This is a genomic window from Photobacterium jeanii, assembly GCF_001650345.1.
GTDB classification, from domain to species: Bacteria; Pseudomonadota; Gammaproteobacteria; order Enterobacterales; family Vibrionaceae; genus Photobacterium; species Photobacterium jeanii.
This window is the reverse complement of sequence record NZ_LVHF01000022.1, coordinates 1-4,451: the sequence shown is the minus strand read 5'-3', so window position 1 is coordinate 4,451 and position 4,451 is coordinate 1. Positions and strand designations below refer to the sequence as shown.

Below are 4,451 nucleotides of genomic sequence, written 5' to 3'. Positions count from 1 at the left end.
GATGCGTTACACTAGGCGGTTTTGGTATGGAGTTTGGTGCGCTTTGCAGGTTCAGTGGGGCACACCTTATTGCAGGCGTTATGTGCCTTGGAGAAAAAGATGAATAGTAGGCAACGTTTAGAGTTAAAAAGGCGTAGATCGAGAAAGTTAAAATTATATTGGCATAAAAGGAATGAGCTAGACGCGTTTAGGATTCGTTTTGAAAAAGCAACTGAAGATTATCTCGCGAAACGTAAGCTTATGGTACGTAGACACGCAGACTTTTTTGAAACTCCCGATAAAACAACTAAAGAGTTATTCGTTACTCAGTCACTTTTTCAAATGCTTGAAGCCGAGACCAAAGAGTATCTGGTTTCAATGTCTTTAGCGCAAGATCCACCTGATGTAGCGGTTTCAATAAATACGGGTAAAAAAATTGGTGTTGAAGTAACTGAATTAGTAAACGAGAAAGCTATTGGTTTAGATATTAAACGTAAACGCATCCAGTACATCAAGGAAATTATATCGTGGAACTACGAGACCTTTACTCTGAAACTTCAGAATATTATTAGCACTAAAGCTAAAAAATGTGAGCAGCTACCAGCAGGGTATGATGAGCTAGTTCTATTGATATTTACTGATGAACCACGCTTGGATGCAACGACAATAGAGGAATATATCAAAGATACAATGTTTTCTGATATTGAAGCTTTTCAGAGCGTGTACATTTTGACTAGCCACGATCCTAAGCGTCAAGGAAAAGGCTTGTTAAAAGTCGGCACATAACAAAAACATCAAGTTGACGCGTTTTACTCGGCATTTTTGGTATGGAGCTCGGCGCGCTTTATAGGTTAGTCGTGGCGCAACTTATGTTAGGCGTTATGAGTCTTTCTAAACTCCGGTGGAGTTCTATTCTATATCAGTGACATTTAATCAATCTTGTGCAATTATTTGCGCATTAAAAGTCGCATTTGTGAGAAACAAGCTGTGCATGAAATGCAATTCAAGATAGACGGACAAAAGTTAAAAGATGGGGTGCCTCTCCATACGGCAGTTACAGCTCTCGATAACTTTCAAAAAATTGTTGATAAGTCGTACATGGGAATCACTGGGGTTAAAAAGCTAACTCAAAAAGAACGTGAAAAGTACTTTATCAAAACCACTGAAATCAAACATGGCTCGCTGCTAACTAACTTTGACATCGTATTGCAGGGTGTGCAGCTTGGGCTGCCGTTATTTACATCATATGGTCCCCAAAATATTTGGGACGCAACCAAAGATACCTTTAACTTCCTAAAAACGGTTTGTGGCGCTGTTCAACGAGGTGAGACTCCAACATACGAGTTTAACAATGACGGTGATGCTAGCGTTCGAGTTGGGGATGAAGTTCATCACTATCATGGTACCGTAATTCAAATAGGTCAGGCTTCACTCTCAAACTTTCAAGATTTAGCTCGAATGGCAGGTCCTGATAAACTAACGGAAATTTCAGCAGGAAAAATTGGTGCTCAGGAAAATGACCTTTATATAGGTCAAGATGATGCAAAGATGTTCGATGTACCTACTAAACTAGAGCAAGAAATACGAACTTTAAAATGCGAAGTTTTCGACTTTAACAAGTACAAAAATGTTGGCAAGCTAAGCGTTTCTGAACATGGTCAGCATATACCTGTGGGCGAGTTTAGTTTTTCAATTTTTGGTAAGCAAAGTAACGTTGACTACATATATTCAATGCTAAAGCCAGAAGTTGAGTTAAATTGTTTAGTAGAACTTGAAATAAGTCCTTTTGGTGGTGAAGAAATTCATAAGCTTCATATCACAGGAATAAAAGACTCATAACAAAGCATTTAAGAGTGATTCGCAACGCTTGGCAGTTTCGCTTCGCTCAAGTATAGCCAAGCGCCGCTCACACCTTAATGCGGCGTTATAACTTATCAAGCCTAAATCAATTCGAGGTATAATATAGGCTTGATATTTTACAGGCTTACATTAATAAGGATTGCACTCAAAGTATGAATGGAGGTAATTGCCTTCCGTTAATTGCTCTTCAAATATACCATTAAAGTGTTTTCTGATTTCATTGGATTTATCTTTAATTGTAGTGTTTTCACCGAAGGCATAGGAGTACCCGTCTAGAACTACCCAAGTACTAAGGTTATTTGGCATTTTGTCTGCTCTCATATGTTCAAGGAACTCATATCTTTGAAGGAGGGACCAGTATAATGATAAATTGTTCAGACCTGAGTAAGTTGGAATACAGTTAATTGCTAGTAATGGAAGTAAGTCAACAGGGACAAAGCTTCGAACTATACTTGAGTACATTTTTTCATTTGGCTTCAGGTTACTAATGTCGCCAAGGTATGCCTCATTGTAAATGCGCTTTTCATTATTGGGGTTGTTTTGTGCAATGTACTTAAGCAGTTGATAAAGTATTCTAAAGTACTGAGATAGTTCTGTGTTCTTTAATATATGCTCTTGTCGTGATTTTAAATAATAATCGGGTAAAACTTCTTGCTGTTGAATGGTATGTAAATTATGCAGGTAACTATTTAATACGTCTTTATTACCAAGTAGTGATAAAGATTCATTATGCTGAGCAAGAAGTGAGTAGAATGTATCTTCAAATCGTTGGATCTTAATCAAACTTGCTTGCTCTTGCTGAGCGCTTGCACTGTCGCTGAGTGCTTGGATTGCTGTATTTAATTCTTCACGTTGTAAATATATCGTATAAAGTAGACATAAAAAAGATAGGGCAGCGAATGTGGATCCCACTACTCCACCAAAGTATGAGCCAAAAGCACCCCAATCACTTTGGTCATTACTTAACCCGTAGTGAAAGGTTGTGAAAAAAGGAATTAGTGTTGCGCAAAATACTGCGATAACAACCAAAGCAATTACTGTTTTCGGATGCTGTTTACAGCGTTCAATCATTGAAATGTCTCTAGGTTTAAAATAATGGATGGCATTGATACTATAAGAGTCTTTTGTATGCAAATAGTTTTGCATAGTGCTTGTGGTCACGGCAGTTATAACAAGGCCATCAAGGTGATGCCTTACACTCGGCGGTTTTGGTATGGAGTTTAGCGCGCTTTGCTGGTTCAGTGGGGCACACCTTATGGCAGGCGTTACCTCGCGAATTTAGAAGGTTGGGGCGGTTGGCTCCGCTGTTGCTGTTTGTTGGTCAATTCCAGCAACATTTGTCTGCATTGAGATTTTTCCATCGCAAGTCGCGGTTTTGAGTTAGCCGCATGCCAAGTTCAACAATGTCTTAGGCTATTACTGATGCAAATCTGCACTTGTCGCCCTAAATGTTGTCACTCGCGCCAAAAGACTTTATCGGGTAGGGCTACAAACGTTAGTCGCTCCCCGCTATTGGTTTTCTGTGGCAGAAGTCGTTAATCATTCTCTGGTAGCCGCGTTTAGCAAAGAAGTCGGTGCGTTGGCATACCAGTGGTTACATTTTGGTTGTTGCCGAACCCAATTGTTTTGAGGGTGTTGCCCGCGGCTTAACTTGGGTCGTGGTCAATGTTTTGTTTGGTCGAAAGTTCCAGCCTTAATATTGTCGATAGCCGCTATTTTGTTGGTAAGCCGGCAGTAGTTTCGGTGGTTATAGTTTTCTTTGTCAGCTTTGAGTTTTAGGTTTGCTACTCAGTATTTTTAGAAGAGCGAGCATTATTGCATCATGGCAGGCAAGCTGCTTTGGCACTTTTACGCGAGCGGGTAACAAAGCCATTAAAACGACCCTCAACGTTTGGCATTCTAGGTATGAATTGGCTTTAGTGTTTACGGTAGTTAATTAAATATTGTCGTAATGCGTTGCTGGCGTTTTATGGCAGGTCGTTACCTCGCGAATTTAGAAGGTTGGGGCGGTCGGCTCCGTTGCCGTAGTGAGTTGGTCAATTCCAGAACCATTTGTCTGCATTGAGATTTTTCCATCGCAAATCGCGGTGTTGAGTTACTCGCATGCCAAGTTCAATAATGTCTTTGGCTATCACTGATGCAAGTCTGTACCTGTCGCCCAAAATGCTGTCACTCGTGCCAAAAACTTTATCGGGTAGGGCTACAAACGTTAGTCGCTCCCCGCTATTGGTTTTCTGTGGCAGAAGTCGTTAATCATTCTCTGGTAGCCGCGTTTAACAAAGAAGTCGGTGCGTTGGCATGCCGGTGGTTACATTTTGGTGGTTGACGAACCAAATTGTTTTGAGAGTGTTGCCCGCGGCTTAACTTGGGCTGTGGTCAATGTTTTGCTTAGTCGAAAGTTCCAGCCTAAATATTGTCGATAGCCGCTATTTTGTTGGTAAACACGCAGTAGCTTCGGTGGCTATAGTTTTCTTTGTCAGCGTTGTGTTTCAAGTTTGCCACTCAGTATTTTTAGAAGAGCGAGCTTCATTGCATCATGGCAGGCAAGCTGCTTTGGCACTTTTACGCGAGCGGGTAACAAAGCCATTAAAACGACCCTCAACGCTTGGCAT

The 4,451-nt window shown here is 40.7% G+C and carries 4 protein-coding genes; 3 read left to right on the top strand and 1 reads right to left on the bottom strand.

Annotation, left to right across the window (positions count from 1 at the left end):
* The first annotated feature begins 36 nt into the window (after positions 1 to 36).
* Positions 37 to 765, top strand: a complete 729-nt coding sequence (locus A3K86_RS10845) for a hypothetical protein (RefSeq protein ID WP_157599464.1) — start codon at positions 37 to 39, stop codon at positions 763 to 765.
* A 210-nt stretch (positions 766 to 975) separates the two neighbouring features.
* A complete protein-coding gene (locus tag A3K86_RS10840; protein WP_068330921.1) occupies positions 976 to 1,818 on the top strand; it encodes a fructose 1,6-bisphosphatase in 843 nt (280 codons plus the stop codon).
* Between the two features lie 150 nt (positions 1,819 to 1,968).
* On the opposite strand, the gene A3K86_RS10835 is transcribed toward A3K86_RS10840, so the two are convergent.
* Complete coding sequence (locus A3K86_RS10835) at positions 1,969 to 2,910, bottom strand: putative phage abortive infection protein (protein ID WP_068330920.1); 942 nt, start codon at positions 2,908 to 2,910, stop codon at positions 1,969 to 1,971.
* A gap of 1,308 nt (positions 2,911 to 4,218) precedes the next feature.
* Here A3K86_RS10835 and A3K86_RS22975 point away from each other — a divergent pair.
* On the top strand, positions 4,219 to 4,451 hold a 233-nt coding region (locus A3K86_RS22975; RefSeq protein ID WP_232321965.1), incomplete at its 3' end, for a hypothetical protein.